The organism is Bradyrhizobium sacchari (assembly GCF_002068095.1).
Classification (GTDB): Bacteria; Pseudomonadota; Alphaproteobacteria; order Rhizobiales; family Xanthobacteraceae; genus Bradyrhizobium; species Bradyrhizobium sacchari.
In genome coordinates, this window is sequence record NZ_LWIG01000018.1 from 32,866 (window position 1) to 50,993 (window position 18,128).

21 protein-coding genes are annotated in these 18,128 nt (G+C 63.2%); 6 read left to right on the forward strand and 15 right to left on the reverse strand.

Annotation, left to right across the window (positions count from 1 at the left end; translation table 11 throughout):
- The 4 genes from A5906_RS22345 to yajC all read right to left on the reverse strand — a co-directional run.
- On the reverse strand, window positions 1-303 hold a 303-nt coding region (locus A5906_RS22345), incomplete at its 3' end, for an Mth938-like domain-containing protein (protein ID WP_080137474.1).
- Window positions 304-363: 60 nt separating this feature from the next.
- Window positions 364-1,383, reverse strand: a complete 1,020-nt coding sequence (gene secF, locus A5906_RS22350; protein ID WP_080137475.1) for a protein translocase subunit SecF — start codon at window positions 1,381-1,383, stop codon at window positions 364-366.
- Window positions 1,384-1,393: 10 nt separating this feature from the next.
- On the reverse strand, window positions 1,394-2,998 hold the full coding sequence (gene secD / locus A5906_RS22355; RefSeq protein WP_080137476.1) for a protein translocase subunit SecD: 1,605 nt from the start codon (window positions 2,996-2,998) through the stop codon (window positions 1,394-1,396).
- Window positions 2,999-3,045: 47 nt separating this feature from the next.
- Complete coding sequence (gene yajC, locus A5906_RS22360; RefSeq protein WP_011087504.1) at window positions 3,046-3,423, reverse strand: preprotein translocase subunit YajC; 378 nt, start codon at window positions 3,421-3,423, stop codon at window positions 3,046-3,048.
- 180 nt (window positions 3,424-3,603) lie between these two features.
- Here yajC and A5906_RS22365 point away from each other — a divergent pair, with 180 nt between their 5' ends.
- Entirely contained in the window at window positions 3,604-4,596 is a 993-nt protein-coding gene (locus tag A5906_RS22365) for an ATP-binding protein (RefSeq protein WP_080137563.1), read from the forward strand.
- 144 nt (window positions 4,597-4,740) lie between these two features.
- Here the strand turns inward: A5906_RS22365 and A5906_RS22370 are convergent, their stop codons facing one another.
- Both A5906_RS22370 and A5906_RS22375 read right to left on the reverse strand, forming a co-directional pair.
- The gene (locus tag A5906_RS22370; RefSeq protein WP_080137477.1) at window positions 4,741-6,138 is read right to left on the reverse strand and encodes a LysM peptidoglycan-binding domain-containing M23 family metallopeptidase; all 1,398 of its coding nucleotides are present in this window, start codon (window positions 6,136-6,138) and stop codon (window positions 4,741-4,743) included.
- Window positions 6,139-6,247: 109 nt separating this feature from the next.
- Entirely contained in the window at window positions 6,248-6,898 is a 651-nt protein-coding gene (locus A5906_RS22375; RefSeq protein ID WP_136615409.1) for a protein-L-isoaspartate(D-aspartate) O-methyltransferase, read from the reverse strand.
- A 234-nt stretch (window positions 6,899-7,132) separates the two neighbouring features.
- Here A5906_RS22375 and A5906_RS22380 point away from each other — a divergent pair, with 234 nt between their 5' ends.
- The gene (locus tag A5906_RS22380) at window positions 7,133-7,504 is read left to right on the forward strand and encodes a response regulator (protein ID WP_080137565.1); all 372 of its coding nucleotides are present in this window, start codon (window positions 7,133-7,135) and stop codon (window positions 7,502-7,504) included.
- A gap of 3 nt (window positions 7,505-7,507) precedes the next feature.
- Here the strand turns inward: A5906_RS22380 and surE are convergent, their stop codons facing one another.
- The gene (gene surE, locus A5906_RS22385; RefSeq protein WP_080137478.1) at window positions 7,508-8,287 is read right to left on the reverse strand and encodes a 5'/3'-nucleotidase SurE; all 780 of its coding nucleotides are present in this window, start codon (window positions 8,285-8,287) and stop codon (window positions 7,508-7,510) included.
- Between the two features lie 333 nt (window positions 8,288-8,620).
- Here surE and A5906_RS22390 point away from each other — a divergent pair, with 333 nt between their 5' ends.
- The 4 genes from A5906_RS22390 (at window position 8,621) to A5906_RS22400 (ending at window position 11,172) form a co-directional block, all read left to right on the forward strand.
- Complete coding sequence (locus A5906_RS22390) at window positions 8,621-8,836, forward strand: helix-turn-helix domain-containing protein (protein ID WP_136615410.1); 216 nt, start codon at window positions 8,621-8,623, stop codon at window positions 8,834-8,836.
- A 97-nt stretch (window positions 8,837-8,933) separates the two neighbouring features.
- Window positions 8,934-9,113 (forward strand): hypothetical protein, encoded by a 180-nt coding sequence (locus A5906_RS41580; RefSeq protein WP_136615411.1) that lies wholly within the window; start codon window positions 8,934-8,936, stop codon window positions 9,111-9,113.
- Between the two features lie 668 nt (window positions 9,114-9,781).
- The gene (locus A5906_RS22395) at window positions 9,782-10,651 is read left to right on the forward strand and encodes a hypothetical protein (protein ID WP_080137480.1); all 870 of its coding nucleotides are present in this window, start codon (window positions 9,782-9,784) and stop codon (window positions 10,649-10,651) included.
- Complete coding sequence (locus tag A5906_RS22400; RefSeq protein WP_080137481.1) at window positions 10,648-11,172, forward strand: hypothetical protein; 525 nt, start codon at window positions 10,648-10,650, stop codon at window positions 11,170-11,172. Before A5906_RS22395 ends, A5906_RS22400 begins: the two co-directional genes overlap by 4 nt.
- Before the next feature lie 721 nt (window positions 11,173-11,893).
- On the opposite strand, the gene A5906_RS22405 is transcribed toward A5906_RS22400, so the two are convergent.
- The 8 genes from A5906_RS22405 to A5906_RS22440 form a co-directional block, all read right to left on the reverse strand.
- On the reverse strand, window positions 11,894-12,256 hold the full coding sequence (locus A5906_RS22405; protein ID WP_080137482.1) for a hypothetical protein: 363 nt from the start codon (window positions 12,254-12,256) through the stop codon (window positions 11,894-11,896).
- Window positions 12,257-12,349: 93 nt separating this feature from the next.
- Complete coding sequence (serS, locus tag A5906_RS22410) at window positions 12,350-13,681, reverse strand: serine--tRNA ligase (protein WP_080137483.1); 1,332 nt, start codon at window positions 13,679-13,681, stop codon at window positions 12,350-12,352.
- A 195-nt stretch (window positions 13,682-13,876) separates the two neighbouring features.
- Window positions 13,877-14,689, reverse strand: coding sequence for a twin-arginine translocase subunit TatC (gene tatC, locus A5906_RS22415; RefSeq protein WP_080137484.1), 813 nt, complete (start codon window positions 14,687-14,689; stop codon window positions 13,877-13,879).
- Window positions 14,686-15,219, reverse strand: a complete 534-nt coding sequence (gene tatB / locus A5906_RS22420) for a Sec-independent protein translocase protein TatB (RefSeq protein WP_080137485.1) — start codon at window positions 15,217-15,219, stop codon at window positions 14,686-14,688. The genes tatC and tatB overlap by 4 nt, the downstream gene beginning before the upstream one ends.
- An 89-nt stretch (window positions 15,220-15,308) precedes the next feature.
- Window positions 15,309-15,542 carry a twin-arginine translocase TatA/TatE family subunit gene (locus A5906_RS22425; RefSeq protein WP_018642198.1) on the reverse strand — a complete coding sequence of 78 codons (234 nt, stop codon included), beginning with the start codon at window positions 15,540-15,542 and terminating at the stop codon, window positions 15,309-15,311.
- A gap of 166 nt (window positions 15,543-15,708) precedes the next feature.
- On the reverse strand, window positions 15,709-16,473 hold the full coding sequence (scpB, locus tag A5906_RS22430; RefSeq protein ID WP_080137486.1) for an SMC-Scp complex subunit ScpB: 765 nt from the start codon (window positions 16,471-16,473) through the stop codon (window positions 15,709-15,711).
- A 21-nt stretch (window positions 16,474-16,494) separates the two neighbouring features.
- Entirely contained in the window at window positions 16,495-17,334 is an 840-nt protein-coding gene (locus A5906_RS22435) for a segregation and condensation protein A (RefSeq protein WP_080137487.1), read from the reverse strand.
- On the reverse strand, window positions 17,331-18,128 hold a 798-nt coding region (locus A5906_RS22440; RefSeq protein WP_245326850.1), incomplete at its 5' end, for a glycoside hydrolase family 3 N-terminal domain-containing protein. The genes A5906_RS22435 and A5906_RS22440, both read right to left, overlap by 4 nt.

The window sequence follows — 18,128 nt, forward strand, 5'->3', positions numbered from 1 at the left end:
CTGCATCGTGTCCAGCACCACCCTCACCGCCTTGAGCGCCTCGCGCAGCTCCGGAGGCGGCAGCCAAAGCCCGGTTCCGGTGCCTACCAGAAGCGTGTCGATGCTGTTGGCGGCCGCGAACACCCGATCCAGCGAGTAGCGGTCGATCTTCGCGGGATCCGTCACGTCCCAGGCCCAGATCGCATCGGGTAGGCACAGCAGCGATCCCCGATGCGACATGCCGGCAAAGGCGAAGCCGCCCTTGCCATAGGCATCGATCGGCGCCGAGCGCGGGAAATGCGGTGCGTTGGGATCGCCGGCCATCTGGTTCGTCCGAATGAGCTTATTGCCCTCGCAAACGCCTGCGAGGGCCTGCAGTTCGGATCATGCCTTGTTTTTCTTCGCCGGCGTAGCCGTCTCGGGGGCATCCTCGCGATGCTCGCCGACGCCGAGATAGATCAGGATCGGCGCTGCGATGAAGATCGAGGTGTAGGTGCCGACCAGCACCACGCCGAACATCATGACCGCGGTGAAGCTGTGGATGGCGTGGCCGCCGAACAGCAGCAGGGCGAGCAGTGCCAGCGTCACGGTGACGTGGGTGATGATCGAGCGCGACAGCGTCGAGTTGATGGACTCGTTGAGCAGCTGCGGCATCGGCATCTTCTTGTAGCGCCGCAGCATCTCGCGGATACGGTCGTAGATGACGACGGTGTCGTTGAGCGAGTAGCCCAGAATGGTCAAAAGCGCGGCAATGCTGGTCAGGTCGAAATCGACCTGGCTGATCGACATGAAGCCGATCGTGAGCACGATGTCGTGCACGTTGGCGATCATGGCGCCGAGCGCGAACTGCCATTCGAACCTGAACCAGAGATAGATCAGGATCGCGACGATCGCGAGCATCAGGCCGAGCATGCCGTAGGCCAGGAGCTCGCCGGCGACGCGCGGGCCGAGCACCTCGGTGCGCTGAATGTCGACGCTGTCGCCGAGCGCGCCGCGAAGCTTCTGCAGGGCTGCCTGCTGTGCGGCGTCGCCGCCCGGCTGCTCCGCAACACGGATCAGGACGTTCTCGGGGCCGCCGAACTGCTGCAACTGGACTTCGCCGAGACCCAGGGCGTCGAGCGTAGTGCGCATCGCCGCGATGTCGGCGACGCCGGACTTCGCCTTCACCTCCAGCAGCGTGCCGCCCTTGAAGTCGATACCGAGGTTCAGCCCGTGGGTGAAGAACAGCGTGATCGCGACGATCGACAGCGCCGCCGAGATCGGGAAGCTGATACGGCGGAAGCGCGTGAAGTCGAAATGGGTGTTGTCCGGGACGATGCGCAGCGACGGCAACAGGCCGAGCGCCGCGACGACGGTGAGGATGGCGATGAGGACGCCGAGCCCGATGAGAACGGTGTGAGTCACGATCAGGCTCCTAGATCGGCACGCTCTGCGGCCGCTTCCACCGCACCCACCAGGCAACGATCAGCCGGGTCAGGGTGAAGGCGGTGAACACCGTGGTGATGATGCCGATGCCCAGCGTCACGGCGAAGCCGCGCACGGGGCCGGTACCGATATAGAACAGCACCGCGGCGGCAATGAAGGTGGTGATGTTGGAATCGAGGATGGTGGCGAGCGCCCGCTTGAACCCGGCGTCGATCGCCGAGATCGCGTTGCGGCCGCCGCGCAGCTCCTCGCGGATGCGCTCGTAGATCAGCACGTTGGAATCCACCGCGATGCCGACGGTGAGCACGATGCCGGCGATGCCGGGCAGCGTCAGCGTGGCGTTGAGCAGCGACAGCAGACCGAAGATCATCGCGACGTTGATGGCCACCGCGATGTTCGCGAACACGCCGAACAGGCGGTAGGTCAGCAGCATGAAGACGATGACCAGGATCGAGCCGACGTAAGCCGCAAGCTCGCCCTTCTCGATCGAGTCCTGACCGAGACCAGGACCGACCGTGCGCTCCTCGACCACTGTCAGCGGCGCCGGCAGCGCGCCGGCGCGCAGGAGGATGGCGAGGTCATTGGCCGATTGAACGGTGAAATTGCCGGAGATCTGGCCCTGGCCGCCGGTGATTGGCTCGCGAATGACGGGCGCCGAGATCACCTTGTTGTCGAGCACGATCGCGAAGGGCAGCCCGACGTTCTCCTGCGTCGCCTGCGCGAACTTGCGCGCACCCGAGGTATTGAACTTGAAGCTGACGACCGGTTCACCCGTGCGCTGGTCGAAGCTCGCCTGGGCATCGGTCAGATCGCCGCCGGCAACCAGCACCTGCTTCTTGACCACGTAGGGCGTGGGCGGCGGCGAGGCGCTCATCAGCAGCTCGGATTCCGGAGGCAACCTGCCCTGCTGTGCCTGATCAGGCGGCACGGAGGTGTCGACCATGCGGAATTCCATCTTCGCGGTCTTGCCGAGCAGCTCCTTCAGGCGTGTCGGGTCCTGGAGACCGGGGACCTGCACGAGGATGCGGTCGTTGCCCTGGCGCTGGATGACGGGCTCGACGGTGCCGAGCTCGTTGACGCGGCGTTCGACGATCTGGATCGACTGCTCGATGGTCTTGCGCATGCGGTCGAGCATCGCGGCCTGCGGGATGCTCAGGCGGATCACGCCGCCGCCGGCATCGGACACCTCAAGATCGCGCTGACCGCTGGATCCCATCAGACCGCCCAGCGGCTGGGACAATTCGCGCAGCTTGGCGAGCGCCGGCTGCACGTCGGTTTCCTTGGTGATGCGAACCTCGGCTGCGTCGTTGCGCACGGTCACGCCGCCGGTGAAGCCGATCTTGGCATCGCGCAGCGTCCGGCGAACGTCGTCGCGGATCTGGTCCAGCCGCTCCTTCTTCACGTAGTTGGAATCGACCTCGAGCAGCAGATAGGAGCCGCCCTGCAGGTCGAGGCCAAGCACGATCCGGCGCTGCGCCCAGGCTGGCCAGGTCTTGACCGTCGCCTCGGGGAAGAAGTTCGGGAGCGCGAAGAGGCACACGATCAGCGCCGTCAGGATTATCCCGAGCGCCCTCCACCGCGTGAAATACAACATCGACTGGACCTGTCAGATCAGGAGACTTGAGATGCTCGCGGAAGCGTTCACTTCGACGCGGCGTCGTCCTTGGCGGCTTCCTTCGCGCTATCCTTCGATTCTTTCGCCGGCTCGCCCTTGGCGCGCACGCCGGAGATCATCTGGCGCATCTGCCGCACGCGCACGCCGTCGGAAATCTCGAACTCGATCTGGTCGTCGTCGACGACCTTGGTAACCTTGCCGACGAGGCCGCCCGAGGTCACGACCGTGTCGCCGCGGCGGATGTTCTTCACGAGGTCGGCGTGGTCACGGACCTTCTTCTGCTGCGGACGCAGAATCAGGAAGTACATGATCACGAAGATCAGGGCGAACGGCAGCAGCGACATCAACATGCTGTTGGTGTCACCAGCGCCCGCAGCCTGGGCATACGCAGGGGTAATCAACATTCGGACGATCCTCGTGAGAACGGGGGAAAGCCGGTCAGGCCCTCGGGGCGACCGGTTCGGTCAAATTCGCGCGGACTATAGCGGCCATTGCCCCAATTGCAACGCTGCCAGACCGTCGATTTGGCCACCTTGCGGCGCGCGGTCAGGCCCGATAAGGCTGCGTTCTCAGGAACTTCGGACATGCCCAAAAAACCAAGCAAAAGCCCGGCCGGCAAAGGCCCCCGCACCCCTGCCAGCAAGCCGGCCCGCCTCGCGGCAAAACGCCCCAAGGGGGCCATCAAGACAGTCCTTGAGGCGTCCCCAGACCTCTCCCAGGAGCGCCTCGTCCGCGCGCTGGAGACCATTGCGGCGCATCTCTCCGCCCAGGGCAGGCCTGCCATTGAACCCGAGTCGTTCGAGCGGGCCGATGCCTATGTCTGGCACCCCGACGGGCGCCTCTCGGCAGTGCCGCGAGTCAGCCGCGTCGAGCTGTTCCTGCTCAAGGGCGTCGACCGGATGCGCGACATCCTGATGGAGAACACCGAGCGCTTTGCGGGCGGCCTGCCCGCCAACAACGCCCTGCTCTGGGGCGCGCGCGGCATGGGCAAGTCGTCGCTGGTGAAGGCGGCACACGCCAGCATCAATGCCGACCGCAAGGCCGCCGACCGCTTGAAGCTGATCGAGATCCATCGCGAGGACATCGAGAGCCTGCCGGCGCTGATGGAACAACTCCGCGCCTCAACCTTCCGCTTCATCGTGTTCTGCGACGACCTCTCCTTCGACGGCAACGACGCCTCGTACAAGTCGCTGAAGGCCGTGCTCGAAGGCGGCATCGAGGGCCGGCCCGAGAACGTCATCCTCTACGCCACCTCCAACCGCCGCCATCTGCTGGCGCGCGAGATGATCGAGAACGAGCGCTCGACCGCGATCAATCCCGGCGAAGCGGTCGAAGAGAAAGTGTCGCTGTCCGATCGTTTCGGCCTCTGGCTCGGCTTCCACCGCTGCAGCCAGGACGAATATCTCGCCATGGTGCACGGCTATTGCAGCCATTTCGGCATCAAGATCGACGACGAGGCGCTGGAGCGCGAGGCGCTGGAATGGTCGACCACGCGCGGCTCCCGCTCAGGCCGCGTCGCCTGGCAGTTCGTGCAGGAGCTGGCGGGCCGGCTGGGCGTCAAGCTGGCCGCGATGTAGCGCGAGCCGTCTACCCACTCGCAACTGTCATTCCCCGCGAAGGCGGGGAACCTGTCTCTGGAATAGTGGATCGCCCGCTCCGGTGCGCAAGTGCACACAAGGCGGGAGATGACACCGTTCGTATGGCGAGAGCCTGACGGCGCCTCACGCCCCGTTCAGGAATTGAAGCGGGTCAACCGGGCTCGATCCCTTGCGGATCTCGAAGTGGAGCTGCGGCGACGCCACTTCCCCGGATTGACCCGACTTGGCAATGACCTGACCGCGCTTGATGGTATCGCCGCGCTTCACCAACAGCTCACTCGCATGGGCATATGCGGTGACGTAGCCGTTGGAGTGCCGAACCAGGACCAGATTGCCGTAACCTTTCAGCTCGTTGCCGGAATAGGCAACGACGCCGTCTTCAGCCGCCTTGACCGGCGTCCCCTCGGGCACCGCGAGATTGATGCCGTCATTGGACTTGCCGTTGGTCTTGGCGCCGTAGCTCGTGACCACCTTGCCGCGTACGGGCCAACGGAAGGTCGGCAGCGCGCTGGTGGTCTCAGCGGCTTTCGCCGGAGCCTCCGCGGGCTTCTCTTCGACGTTGGTCGTGGCCTGGGCCAGCCGCGCGCTCTGCACGGGCGCAGCCACTGCGGCCATCTTGGTGGCGGGCGCGGGAGCCGCCGCGACCGGCTGAAGTGTACCCGCAACCGGAGCAGCGCCGACCGGAGCCGCGGCAACTGGTGCCGCGGCCGCAGCGGTCTTGGCCCCAGGCACGGTCAGCTTGGTGCCGAGCTTGAGCTTGGCGGACGGATCGAGGCCATTGGCACGAGCGAGCTCAGCCGCCGAAATGTGGTTCTTGCGGGCGATGCTGGCGAGCGTGTCGCCACGATTGACGAAATGCATGCTCGGCGGAGCGGCAACGGCCGCCACCGGCCTTGCAGGCATCGCGGGAGCCGCAGCGACGGGAGCCGTCGGGGGCGCAGGTGCAGCGGCCGTCGCCGGATGCGGGATGAGCAACTGCTGGCCGGGCGAAAGCGCGCGCGGGCCCTTGTAGCCGTTGGCCGCAAGGATCGCCTGGGGCGTGACGTGATAACGCTTGGCCAGCACGTCGAGCGTGTCGCTGGTGCCGACGATGATCTTGGTGCCGCCGGCCGGCGGAGCGGCCGCGACCGAGCGAGGAGGCACGGTTGCCGTGGTCTCCAGATGCGGTTGCGCCGGGGGTGCGTAGGAGCTGACGCCGCGTCCGCCACCAGACACTCCGCCGCCTCCCGTGACCGGGTAGGATTGCGGTGCGGACACTGCAGGCGGAGGCAAGGGCTGCGACTGATAATAGCCGGGCTGCGTCTGCGGCCGCGCATATTGCGGCAGCTCACGCGGCTGCTGCGGGGGCGGCGCCTGCTGCACCGAGCCGGTCTGGTCAGAGGCGAATGGATTGGAGAAGTTCGACTGGGACAGCCGCGACGACATGTCGGCACTGCACCCTGCAAAGCTGAAGGAGATCAGCGCCAGCACCGCGACCTGCGGCACGCGGCGCGAGTAAAGCAACTCGACGACGACAGACATGGTTACTCACTCGTACGCAACAAAACTGGTCTTTTAAGTAAACACGCGCCGAGTAAATAACGGCTTAACCCTCCTAATAAGATGTTGGCGGCACAGCCAATCCGGAATTTTACAGCTCTCGCGCCACGCCGGGCAGCGCCGGCACGAACCGGACCTCGACGAGTTCCTTGCGCTCGATCCCGGCCTCGGTCCGGGTCAGGCGGACCAGCGTCTGCACGCCATGGTGCGGCCCGACCGGGGCGATCAGGACGCCGCCGACCTCGAGCCGTTCGACCAGGTTTTCGGGAAGCTGCTCCACGGCAGCGGTGACGATGATGCGGTCGAACGGGCCGATATTGGATGGCAGGTTGAGACCGTCGCCGAGCATCACCTCGACATTGTGACAATCCAGCTTTTCAAGCCTTGCGCGTGCCGCATCGGCGAGCTTGCGGTAGCGCTCGACAGTCAGCACCTGGCCCGCGAGGCGCGACAGCACCGCCGCCTGATAGCCGGATCCCGCGCCGATCTCGAGCACCCGGTGCTGCTTCTGGAGCTGGAGCTGCTCGGTCATGTAGGCCACGACGAAGGGCTGGCTGATGGTCTGCCCGCAGGCGATCGGCAGAGCGCTATCGCGATAGGCCCCCTCGCGATCGGCCTCGTCGACGAAAAGCTCGCGCGGCACCTCCTCCATGGTCCTCAGCACCGCCTGATCGCTGATGCCCCGACGCCTCAGCGTGAGCTGAAACATCATCTTTTCCGGCGGATGCTGATTGGGAGTCATCGCTGCTTGTATCGTCTCGTCCGGATCGCCGCTTGCAAAATTCAAGACCCGGACAGGAATCTTGTTCCTGCCAAGGAACCCATGATAACCTTTTGCCGTCGTATTTGACCACAAATCGGCCTGCAGCGGACTGGCCGCGAAGGCCAATTTCCGGCGCTCGTTCGCCGAAACGCGCATTGCGTCGATTCGTGTTATCTGCGAACGTTTTCGCAAATGGGCAAGGACTCACCGACAATGACCGCGACAGGGCTTCCGGGCCGCTCTGTATTCCTCGTCGAGGACGAGGTCATGATCAGGATGATGGTTGCGGATATGCTCGAAGAGCTCGGCTATAAGATCGCAGCCGAAGCCGGAGACATCACCGAGGCCATGCGGCTCGCTCACGCGACCGAGTTCGACATCGCCATTCTCGACGTCAACGTCAACGGCAAGGTCATCTCTCCGGTCGCCGATGTGATCAAGGCGAAGGGCTGTCCCTTCATCTTCGCCACCGGCTACGGCTCCTCGGGCCTGCCCGAGCAGTACCGTGACCGGCCGGCGCTGCAGAAGCCGTTCCAGCTCGACGCCCTCGGCAAGACCATCGAAGCCGCGCTGCGCGGCAGTTAGCCGTTATTTCAGCGTCGCGCTCAGCTCTTCCGAGAACGCTTCATTGGTCCGGTCGAGCCTGAGCGGCGTGACCGAGACGTAGCGCTCGCGAAGCGCCGCCAGATCGGTGCCGTCGGCCGGCGTATCCATCATCGCCGCGCGCTCGAAGCCGATCCAGAAATAGGGGTTGTTGCGCCCGTCCCGGCGCTCGTCGATCCTGAGGAAACCGAGATTGCGCTTGCCCTGCCGCGTGACGCGAATGCCGAGCACGTCCTCGGGCGCGCATGACGGGAAGTTGACGTTGATGACGGTGTCCTTCGGGATGCCGGCTTTGATCACCTTGCGCAGGATGTCGGGACCGAATTTGCGCGCGGTGTCCCATGGCGGCCGTTCGCGAGTCTCGACGCTGAACTCCTGCGACAGCGCGAACGACGGCAGCCCCAGGATGGTGCCTTCGAGCGCGCCGGCGATGGTGCCGGAATAGACCACGTCCTCGGCGACGTTGCGGCCCTTGTTGACGCCCGACAGCACGACATCGGGCGGCTGGCTGCCCAGGATATGCCGCGCGCCCATGATGACGCAGTCGGTCGGGGTGCCGCGCACGGCAAAGTGCCGCGGACCGACCTCGCGCAGGCGCAGGGGATCGTTCAGCGACAGCGAATGCGACACGCCGGACTGGTCGAGCTCAGGCGCCACCACCCAGACGTCATCGGACAACGCACGCGCGATCTCCTCCACGACCTGGAGGCCGGGAGCGTGGATGCCGTCGTCATTGGTGCAGAGAACCCGGAGACCACTGTTCATAGCCATCCGAAATCTTCCAATGCTGACCTAAAGCTGTTTGAAACGTGTTGTTCCACAATGGTTTGCGCAATTCCTTCGCTGTCCATTCTTGTCCTTTCGCGGGTGCCGACTACCGCTGCAAATGGGGGTACGTGTGGGGGTACATTTGTTTCGAACAGCTAACACATACCCCCAAATTGGTATTGGGTTCTTACACCTTATCCAGCCGACGTGAGAAGCGCACACCGCTGCTTGAGAGACATGTGTTGTCCGCTCGTTGGGGATGCCTCATTCTGTGGGAACTAGCAACGTGGCGCGCCAATCGATTGGCAAGTAACTGAAGGACCAAATGAGATGCGTGATGTTATGGAAGGTAGGCCGCGCTCCCTTCGCCTCGCCACCGTCAAGGAGGCGCGTGCCTACGCCAAGCTCGGCAACACGAAACTCTATGAAAAGATCAACGACGGCTCGATCACTGCCTACAAGCGCGAGGGCAAAACACTGGTTTGCCTCGACAGCATCGATGCCATGAATGAGCGCGAGTTGGTGCCGTGGAAAACTCGTAGATAAGAGGTAAGCTTGACGTAGCGCGCGCTGAGCGTGCATTGAAGGGCGCATCCGGCAAGCGGTTGAAGTACAACTAACCTCATTGCTGGAGGACCGCCGTATGGCAAAAGCAGGCGCGCGAAAAAAGAAAAAGGCCCCGCCAAAGCTAAGTGACGAAGAATTATCCGAGCGGTTCAAAGAAGCCGCTCGGGCTATTGGTGCCGACATCAGTGCAGATCAGTTCGACGATCTCTTTCATAGGGTCGCCAAGAAGAAACCGCCGGTAAAACCAGCGGATTAATAAAAATTCGTTTTTTCCTAGCTGTCCACAGAAAGCTAACAGGCTCTTCCCGTAGTTTCCGGGGGACCATTTCACCCCAACCGGGCCTCCGGCAAAAAGCAATTACGACATATCTCCTTTTTGAGTTTCCATATGGCACTCCTAAAATATTGATAAATAACATAAATTCAGAATGCTAATTCTGGGAAAGCCAGATGTGGTAATTGCCCAACTGCCTCGGCTAGGCACTGGGAATGAGCCGCTCTAACAGATCACGACAGCGTGAGGGATTCCGCCAGTGGCGGACCCTTGCGAGTTCCAAGATTGTATGAGATACAGGTCGCCAGCCTATCAGGCCGACCCCCGACCGAGGCCACACACCTCAACCAGGGGTCGCCGTTTGATAGGCTCTGGCATCAGGCTTGAGCCCCGTGATGCCGAACGAGTGCCGGGAACTGGTAGCTTCCGGGATCGCCCACCTGCGTCCTGATATACCGCAGAACCGCGCCTCGTTCAAGACCTAGGGCTTGAACGGAGGGCGACGTGCGTCGTTTTCATTTGCTGCTCTAGTCGCTGTGCTTAACGCGTAGTAGCGCGCGGCAAGCATGAGCGGTCGCGCGCTCTTTCACCCTGAGTAGATCCAACCGCGCAGAGCCCAACGCGGCTCTGCGCTACCTACGGCGCAGCAAATGTCCGATGATCCGCACAACGGAGCCGATGCAGAGAAGCCCAAGTCGGGTCTCAAAATAAAGCCCCTTCCAACCGCAAAGGACGGCGGCAGGGAGGTCTCCACTATTGGCTTCCCCTACCAAGATTTAGAGGCTGGCATGGTGGTAGCGCGCGCCATGCTCTCGTCCGGCGGCGTAGCTCTGTCCCGCGATCAATTGGCCGGGGTGATGAAACAATCTGCGGGCAGCGGCGCTTTCGTAACAAAGCTCGCGACCGCGCGCATGTTCGGGCTGGTCGTTGCAAACAACGGCAAATATGAGCTGACAGATACCGGCTTCGAAATCTTGGACAGCGATGAGGGGCGCCAGAAAGCCGCTAAGGCAACGGCGTTCCTCAATGTCCCGTTGTTTAAGAAGACGTATGAGGAATTTAAGGGCAAGCAGTTGCCGCCGCGTCCTCATGGACTGGAGCAGGCATTTGTCCGTTTTGGCGTAGCTCCAAAGCAAAAAACGAACGCGCGGCTGGCATTCGACAAATCGGCAAACCAAGCTGGCTTCTTCCCGAATGGGCAGGATCGCTTGATCGAGCCAATTATCAGCAGTCAACCTCCACGCACGCAGGATTTACGGCCAGCGCCATTCGTGGATGAAGATCGGATTTATGATCTCGAAACTCCAACACCAGTGCCCACCAAGCCGCAGGCTTCAGGTGGCAAGGTCTTGCATCCCTTCATTCAAGGGCTGCTCGATACTTTGCCTGAGCCTCAGACTAATTGGTCAATCGAGGGCCGTGCAAAGTGGCTTCAGGCTGCCGCCAACATCTTTGATCTCATCTACGAAGGCGGCGGTCGCATTGAAATCAAGTCCAGGACTGAAGACGCTGGCCAGTGAAACCGATTGTCCACGAGGGAGAAGAGCTTTCAGTCGATCATCTTGCTCCGATGTCGATTACGTGCCCGTGCGAGCTAATCGGGCGCGACCTTCTTATCGAAGTGGACTTCGCCAACCACTGCTACACTGAAAAATTCGTGGAGGGTGTGCACACTATCGAGCAAATATTGCTCACCGAAGCTGAGGACAGGCATCGCGTTTTTTGTCCTGTCCGATATGGCTTATCGAAGCAGTTGCCGGACCTGATTAAAGAACTGCCGAAATGCCGAGTTCACCAAACCTCGCAATCTCGCAACTATGTCTTTGTTGTTCCGCTGAAGCTCCAAGGGAAGCCATATGAAATCTACTTTATGCTTCAGCGTTCCGCAGGTGGCACAGCGTTCGACCTACGCCTAACGGTTGAAAGCGCCTATATTGATGACGACGGATCGAACGTCCGGCGGCGTCCGAACAAAATCCGTTTCGTGGTGCTGGCGCATAAGGTGCTGACCAACCAACCTGTCAAGTTCGCTCCGCGCTAAAAGCGAAAGGGCCTCCCGTGAGGGAGGCCCCGTTTCGGTTTCCACTTCTTAGGCTTTTAAGGCCCTATCTCGCGTCACGCGTGGACCGGGCGAACCCGGCGGGGAAGCGCTTTGGTGGTGTTACCCACGTCAACCGATCTATCGCTTCGTGTCCGAGTCAATAGCGCAGTATGCGTTTCGTTTCAATGAATTCGCCGTAACTTTGGTTACTACCGCGCAAAGGGCCAATTTGCCTTAAGACATTGGTCAATATGGAGTTTGTCGCCGAAAATGCGAGTGGCGTTCAAGTAACATTTCTAAATTTTTGGAGTTCCCCAGCTAACAGTTACCCCCCAATGACGAAATCTGGGGTTGGGCCACATCGGCCCTAACTTCGTGCAGGTGCGCCTGCACTGTTACCTCCTAGGCTAACAGGTGTCCCAAGCCGATAACCCGACAGCTAACCGCCCTTTCGGTTCCTTGCTTGATTGGGTCCGCAAAGTACACCCCCAACTAGGCAGGAACTTTCATGTTGATTCTCACTGACAATGACGATGAGCGTTTGATGCAGCATTTATAGGAGTCAACTCAATCACTTATCTCTCTTTCGCCCGTTGGTGCAGAGAATGCGCATGCGAGAGGTCGATTCCTGAAAGGGGGTCCGAGCCGTCTTATCCGGCTATGGCCGATCAGGCAAACCGGGCCAATTTCTGGGTCGGCGAGGTTCCCGGGCCTCGTTCCGTTACCGGCGGACGCGCCATTGCGGCAGGAAGCGCGCGAGCCGGCCCTCGGCGCGCAGCTGCATCGCCGGCAGGGCCGGGCTTGCGGCGGGCGCCTCGACGACGCCGAGCGCCGCCAGCTGCGCAACGATTGGGTCCGGTGCCGATGCCTGCGGAAAGCGTTCGCGTGCCACCGTCAGAGCCTTGTCGAAATCAACGGCGTTGACACCGGCCTTGGCCCGCCGGCTCTGCACGAGATCGTCGTCCCAGAGCCGCGCGATCTCGATGTCGAGCACACCGCGCAAGCGCTGATCGATGGCCTGGATACCGGCACCCGTCACCGCCCATTGTCTGCCAACCCAGAATATATCGCGGTGCAAGGCCATGAACGATCGGTTCGCAGTGACGAGTGGCCGGCAGGATAACCGGCCGCCCGATCTTCGCAACCAAACGTTTCTGCTCCGGATGAGCGGCCGCACCTATTCGCGCGCAATCACCTTCAGTCCGCCCATATAGGGCTGGAGCGCGCTGGGGACGGCGATCGAGCCGTCCTCCTGCTGATAGGTTTCCATCACGGCGATCAGCGCGCGGCCGACCGCGGTACCGGAACCATTCAGCGTATGCACGAAGCGCGGCTTGCCGTCGGGTCCGCGCGAGCGCGCATCCATGCGCCGGGCCTGGAAGTCGCCGCAGACCGAGCAGCTCGAGATCTCGCGGAACATGCCGCCGTCGCCCTGCCCGGGCATCCACACTTCGATGTCGTAGGTTTTTTGCGACGAGAAACCCATATCTCCTGCGCAGAGCGTCATCACGCGATAATGCAGGTCGAGCTTCTGCAGCACCTGCTCGGCGCAGGACAGCATCCGCTCCAGCTCGTCCTTGCTCACTTCCGGCGTCGTGATCGAGACCAGCTCGACCTTGGTGAACTGGTGCTGCCGGATCATGCCGCGGGTGTCGCGCCCGGCCGCGCCCGCCTCGGCGCGGAAGCACGGCGTCAGCGCGGTCAGCCGCATCGGCAATTGCTTCTCGTCGAGAATGGATTCGCGCACAAGGTTGGTGAGCGAGACCTCCGCGGTCGGAATGAGCCCGAGGCGCTCGGTCTTCAACCGCTCATGGTCTGGCGCGGCGAGCAACTCGCCCTTGATCGCCCAGAACTGGTCATCCTCGAATTTTGGCAATTGCCCGGTGCCGAACATCACCTCGTTGCGCACCAGCAGCGGCGGGTTGATCTCGGTGTAGCCGTGCTCGGTCGTATGCAGATCGAGCATGAACTGACCGATCGCGCGTTCGAGCCGCGCCAGCCCCTTCTTCAGCACGACGAAGCGCGCGCCGGAGAGTTTTGCCGCCGCCTCGAAATCCATGTAGCCCAGCGCGGTGCCGAGGTCGTCATGCAGCTTCGGCGCAAAACTGTAGCTGCGCTTGTTGCCGAACACATGGTGCTGCACGTTGCCGTGCTCGTCGACACCATCGGGCACTTCGTCGAACGGGATGTTCGGGATCGCGGACAGCTCTTTCGTCAGCTCCTCGTCGGCAGCCTTGGCGGCGGCCTCGAGCTCAGGCATCGTGGTCTTGAGCTCGGCGACCTCGGCCATCAGCTTGGCCGCGCGCGCTTCGTCCTTGGCTTTCTTGGCGTCGCCGATTTCCTTGGAGGCCGCATTTCGCCGCGCCTGCGCCTGCTCCGAGGCCAGGATCGCCGCCCGCCGCCTCTCGTCGATCGCGAGCAACGAGGCCGACAGCGGCTTCAGGCCGCGCCGGGCGAGACCGGCGTCGAAGGCTTGCGGATTGTCGCGGATCGATTTGATGTCGTGCATGGCCGTGGTCCTGGATCAGCGCGCAAACATACAACGGAGAACGTTGTATGTTTGCATTGCCGCGTCTCCTAGCACGGCTGTCATCATCCGCGAAGGCGGATGATCCAGTATTCCAGAGACGGCGGTGATTCTCGGAAGGGCTGCGGCGTACTGGATTCCCCGCTTCCGCGGGGAATGACAGCGAGTATGGGCGCCCTACTCTGCCGGATTCGCCGGTGTCGTCAGGTCGGTGCCCGTGGCAGCCTGCGAGGCCGCCGCCTTCTTCTCCACCATCGCCACCGCGATGATCGAGCCCTCGTAAAGCGCCAGCAAGGGGATCGCGAGCGAGCACTGGCTGAGGATGTCCGGCGGGGTCAGGACCGCCGCGATGATGAAGGCGAGCACGATGAAATAGCGGCGCTTCTCGCGCAGCATCTTCGAGGTGATGATGCCGATCCGCCCGAGCAGCGTCAGGATCACCGGCAGCTGGAAGGCGATGCCGAAGGCGAAGATCAGCGACATCATCAGCGACAGATATTCGCCGACCTTGGGCAGGAGCTGGATCTGCGCGGTCTCGTCGCCGCCGGCCTGCTGCATGCCGAGCGAGAAGCGCACCAGCATCGGCAGCACGACGAAATAGACCAGCGCCGCGCCGAGCACGAAGAAGAACGGGGTCGCGACCAGATACGGCAGGAAGGCCTGCTTCTCGTGCTTGTAGAGTCCGGGCGCCACGAACTTGTAGATCTGCGTCGCGACGATCGGGAACGAGATGAAGCCGGCGCCGAACAGCGCGAGCTTGAGCTGCGTGATGAAATATTCCAGCAGCGCTGTGTAGATGAACTTGGAGTTCTCGGGCCCTGCGACCCACACGAACGGCCAGACCAGCACGTTGTAGATCTGCTTGGCGAAGAAGAAGCAGAAGATGAAGGCCACGCCAAAGCCGAGCAGCGCCTTGATCAGCCGCGAGCGCAGCTCGATCAGGTGGTCCATCAGAGGGGCTTTGCTGGCTTCGATATCGGCGTCGGTCATGACGCTTTGGCGTCCTTGATCGCTTCGGATGGCGCGGTGTCCTGCGCCACCTTTGCCTGCTCCACCTCACGGGTGATGGCGAGCGGCTCGTTCACGGCGGCATGTGCCTCGGCTTCCACGAAGGTCTCGGGCGTCGGCGCTTCCGGGGTGGTCGGAATCGCCGGCGCTTCGGTTGAAGTCGCCGGCGCTTCGATCGAAGTCGCCGGTTCGACAGCCGCAGCGGCCGGCGTCTCGGCCGGCTTGTCGAGCGCATCGACGCGAAGCGCGTCGCTGACGTCCTTCTGCAGCGAGCTCAGCGGATTGAATCCCGTGGCGGCTTCCTTGACCTCGTCGAAGCTCTTCTTGAGGTCGGCCATCTCGGCCTCGCGCATCGCCTCCTGGAACTGGCCCTGGAATTCGGCAGCCATCTTGCGGGCCTTGCCCATCCACTGTCCAACCATGCGCAGAACGCCCGGCAGCTCTTTCGGGCCGATGGCGATCAGGGCCACGACCCCGATGAGGACCAGTTCACTCCACCCGATGTCGAACATGAGGTCTTCCGTTCACGCGAAGCCGCAGCCGGCCCAATCCCTTGCGCGCAGGATCGGGGCCGCTACCCGTGTCTCGCGTGCTCTCTGGCTCAGACGGCCTTGCTGCCGACGTCGGACCGGGCCGCGGTCGGCGCGGCGTTGTGCTCGATGGACTTGGCCGGCTCGGGCTTCTCGGCAGGCTTGTCGTCGTCCTGCATGCCCTTCTTGAACGCTTTGATGCCCTGCGCCACGTCGCCCATCAGATCCGAAATCTTGCCGCGGCCGAACAGCAGCAGGACCACTGCGATCACCAAGATCCAGTGCCAAATGCTGAGTGAACCCATCCTGCAACCCTCCAAACGCGCATGGCCGGGGACCCGGCCGATCTTCCCCGAAACCTAGGCTTGGCGGGTGTCAAAAACAAGGACCAAGGCAGCGCCAATTCGCTGTTGGCGCTACGTAATCTTGCTAGTGTTAACCTGTCGCAGGGGCCCTCAGAAGGACGATACGTCAGTCCTCTGCGCCGCCTTCACTGCCACCCTCGCCGCCGCCCTCATTGCCGCCTTCGGGCGCTTCGGGCTCGGCAGCAGGCGCGAGCGCCAGATCGAGATCCTCGCCCGGTTCCAGCGGGTCCTCGTCCTCGCGCAGCGCCGGGTCATCGGACGGCGTCGGCACGCTGAAGCCCGTCGGCAGGCGCGAATCCAGGAGGCCCGTGCCCTTCAGCTCCTCGAGGCCCGGCAGATCGCCGAGCTGTTCCAGGGTGAACTGCGACAGGAAGTCCTCGGTGGTTCCGAAGGTGAGCGGACGGCCCGGCGTCTTGCGACGGCCGCGTGGCTTGATCCAGCCGGTCTCCAGCAGCACGTCGAGCGTGCCCTTCGAGGTGACGACGCCGCGGATCTCTTCGATCTCGGCACGTGTCACCGGCTGGTGATAGGCGATGATCGCCAGCACCTCGATCGCGGCGCGCGACAGGCGGCGGGTCTCCGTGCTCTCGCGCGTCATCAGCCAGGCGAGATCGCCGGCGGTGCGGAAGGTCCATTTGTTGGCGACTCGCACGAGATTGACGCCACGCGAGGCGTAGTCGGCCTGCAACTGCTCGAGCGCGGCCTTGACGTCCACGCCATCGGGCATGCGCTTGGCGAGCGTTGCGGTATCCAGCGGCTCGCTCGAAGCGAACAGCAGTGCTTCCAACAGCCGTAGCTCTTCGGGGCGTGCCTGGGTCTCGTTCTCCATCGGCTCGGCCTCTTCTACCCGCACTTCAGCCAGGCTTGCCATGGCAGATTCTCCTTCTTGCACTTAAGCGACCGGCGCGTCGGGCGCAGGAGCTGCATCCGGAACCGGTTTGTGGCGCCCTTTCCGGAAATAGATGGGCGCAAACGCCTCTTTCTGATTCAGCTCGAGCTGACCTTCGCGCACGAGCTCGAGCGCTGCGGCGAAGCTCGAGGCGAACACCGTCGCGCGCTGCGTGGGATCGGCGACGTGCCGGATCAGGAAGTCGTCGAGAACGCCCCAATCGTCCTGTTCGGTGATGCTGCCGACCAGCCGCTCCAGCGTGGCGCGCGCTTCCGCAAGCGACCACACCGTGCGCTTGGCCAGATGCACGCTCGCGAGCACGCGCGACTGCCGCTGCGAGGCATAGGCGGTGAGCAGGTCGTAGAGCGTCGCGGTGTATTTCGGATGCTTGATCTCGGCGATCTGCTCGGGCTCGCCGCGCGGGAAGATGTCGCGCTGCAATTGCGGCCGGTTCATCAGCCGATTGGCGGCTTCGCGAATGGCTTCGAGACGCCGCAGGCGGTTGGCGAGCGCGGTCGCCATCTGTTCGGCGCTCGGTCCTTCCGCGCTCGGCGGCTCCGGCAGCAGCAGGCGCGATTTCAGGAAGGCGAGCCAGGCGGCCATGACCAGATAGTCGGCGGCAAGCTCGAGCCGGATTTTTCGCGCGGCTTCGATGAAGTGGAGGTACTGGTCGGCCAGCGCCAGGATCGAAATCTTGGCGAGGTCGACCTTCTGCTGCCGCGCCAGCGCGAGCAGCAGATCGAGCGGGCCTTCATAGCCCTCGACGTCCACCACCAACGCCGGCTCACCCTCGGCAAGCTCTGCGGGCCGCCCGGTTTCAAACGATAGGATTTCTGCGGTCATGCGGATGCCGTGTTTGCCCGTGCGATCAATGCGTCCAGCTCAGTGCGCGCGGCCGCTCGGTCGAACGGCTGCGGCGCCTTGCGCGCGGCGAGCGCGGCGGTCGCCCGCTCCAGCGCCTTGCCGGACAGTTCCGGCGTCTGGCTGGCGACCTCGCGCATCTCGTCGATGTTGCCGTTGCAGTGCAGGGCCACGTCGCAGCCGGCCGCGAAGATGGCGCGGGTCCGCTCGGCGATGCTGCCCGCCAGCGCGTTCATCGACACGTCATCACTCATTAACAAACCCTGGAACCCGATTGCGCCGCGAATCACCTGAGCAATCATTGTCGCAGATGTCGTCGCCGGATGGGCGGGGTCGACCGCGCTAAACACAACATGTGCAGTCATGGCCATCGGCAGATCCGCGAGCGGCTTGAACGCGGCGAAATCGGTCCGCTCCAGTTCGTCCCGCGGCGTATCGACCGTCGGCAGCTTGAAATGGGTGTCGGCGGTGGCGCGCCCATGGCCGGGGATGTGCTTCAGCACCGGCAGCACGCCGCCCTGCTCCAGGCCCTCGGTGACCGCGCGGGCGATCGCTGCGACCTTGCCCGGTGAGGTGCCATAGGCCCGGTTCCCGATCACGGCGTCGGCGCCCGCGACCGGCACGTCAGCCAGCGGCAAGCAATCCACGGTAATGCCGAGATCGGCGAGATCTGCCGCGATCAGCCGGGCGCTGAGGCGCGCCGCGGTGAGCCCGAGGGCCGAATCAGTGTCGTACAAGGTCGCGAATACGGCCCCCGGCGGATAGACCGGCCAGTG

What these genes read in the sequence shown, in the direction of transcription:
- secD (WP_080137476.1), bottom strand. Translation starts at nt 2,998, where the DNA reads ATGTTGTATTTCACGCGGTGGAGGGCGCTCGGGATAATCCTGACGGCG.
- A5906_RS22365 (WP_080137563.1), top strand. Translation starts at nt 3,604, where the DNA reads ATGCCCAAAAAACCAAGCAAAAGCCCGGCCGGCAAAGGCCCCCGCACC.
- surE (WP_080137478.1), bottom strand. Translation starts at nt 8,287, where the DNA reads ATGAACAGTGGTCTCCGGGTTCTCTGCACCAATGACGACGGCATCCAC.
- A5906_RS22390 (WP_136615410.1), top strand. Translation starts at nt 8,621, where the DNA reads ATGCGTGATGTTATGGAAGGTAGGCCGCGCTCCCTTCGCCTCGCCACC.
- A5906_RS22405 (WP_080137482.1), bottom strand. Translation starts at nt 12,256, where the DNA reads ATGGCCTTGCACCGCGATATATTCTGGGTTGGCAGACAATGGGCGGTG.
- A5906_RS22425 (WP_018642198.1), bottom strand. Translation starts at nt 15,542, where the DNA reads ATGGGTTCACTCAGCATTTGGCACTGGATCTTGGTGATCGCAGTGGTC.
- A5906_RS22375 (WP_136615409.1), bottom strand. Translation starts at nt 6,898, where the DNA reads ATGACTCCCAATCAGCATCCGCCGGAAAAGATGATGTTTCAGCTCACG.
- A5906_RS22370 (WP_080137477.1), bottom strand. Translation starts at nt 6,138, where the DNA reads ATGTCTGTCGTCGTCGAGTTGCTTTACTCGCGCCGCGTGCCGCAGGTC.
- A5906_RS22380 (WP_080137565.1), top strand. Translation starts at nt 7,133, where the DNA reads ATGACCGCGACAGGGCTTCCGGGCCGCTCTGTATTCCTCGTCGAGGAC.
- A5906_RS41580 (WP_136615411.1), top strand. Translation starts at nt 8,934, where the DNA reads ATGGCAAAAGCAGGCGCGCGAAAAAAGAAAAAGGCCCCGCCAAAGCTA.
- A5906_RS22435 (WP_080137487.1), bottom strand. Translation starts at nt 17,334, where the DNA reads ATGACCGCAGAAATCCTATCGTTTGAAACCGGGCGGCCCGCAGAGCTT.
- yajC (WP_011087504.1), bottom strand. Translation starts at nt 3,423, where the DNA reads ATGTTGATTACCCCTGCGTATGCCCAGGCTGCGGGCGCTGGTGACACC.
- scpB (WP_080137486.1), bottom strand. Translation starts at nt 16,473, where the DNA reads ATGGCAAGCCTGGCTGAAGTGCGGGTAGAAGAGGCCGAGCCGATGGAG.
- tatC (WP_080137484.1), bottom strand. Translation starts at nt 14,689, where the DNA reads ATGACCGACGCCGATATCGAAGCCAGCAAAGCCCCTCTGATGGACCAC.
- A5906_RS22395 (WP_080137480.1), top strand. Translation starts at nt 9,782, where the DNA reads ATGTCCGATGATCCGCACAACGGAGCCGATGCAGAGAAGCCCAAGTCG.
- serS (WP_080137483.1), bottom strand. Translation starts at nt 13,681, where the DNA reads ATGCACGACATCAAATCGATCCGCGACAATCCGCAAGCCTTCGACGCC.
- tatB (WP_080137485.1), bottom strand. Translation starts at nt 15,219, where the DNA reads ATGTTCGACATCGGGTGGAGTGAACTGGTCCTCATCGGGGTCGTGGCC.